The organism is Vibrio sp. Y176, assembly GCF_033438945.1.
The window spans coordinates 1-502 of record NZ_JAWOQS010001278.1; the positions used below are offsets into that span (position 1 = coordinate 1).

Below are 502 nucleotides of genomic sequence, written 5' to 3' on the forward strand. Positions count from 1 at the left end.
TTCTGTCGGAATCTCAGATTCTGCTTCTTTCTGTTCGATGATGACGGACTCATCACGTTGAGCAATTTTATTCGCTACTCCGCGCGGAATGACAACGTAGCTTTCACCGACAATAGCAATAGCCAAAATGCCTTTGATCAACTGTTCGCGGATAAGTGAATCTACATAAAGTGATTTCACTAGTGTACCGTGTGTAAAGTTGTATTTGATGTCGCCATCTTTTAGCTCGATCTTGTTCATCTCAATCAGTTGATTGATTTGCGCTTTGATCTCTTTGCTTAGACGCTCTGCGTTTTGTTGTTGGCTTAGCTGTTTGTCTCGCTCTACCTGCTGGCGTTTACTCTCTTCAACCGCCGCTTTAACTTCGCGTGCTTGAACGCGTGATTTCTTTGAGCCTTTTTTCGCTTTCTTTAGTTTTTTCTCGTTAACTAAGCCCGCTTTTAGCATTTGTTCTTGAAGGGTAAGTTTCGCCATGTTTAATCCAGTTAGTGCGCAATTTTCT

General features: G+C 42.2%; 1 protein-coding gene. It reads right to left on the bottom strand.

All coding sequences use genetic code 11. The features are described 5' to 3' along the window. The coding region (locus tag R7O13_RS31390) for a DUF2058 domain-containing protein (RefSeq protein WP_318305805.1) at window positions 1–474 on the bottom strand (474 nt) is incomplete at its 3' end. Between the last annotated feature and the right edge of the window lie 28 nt (window positions 475–502).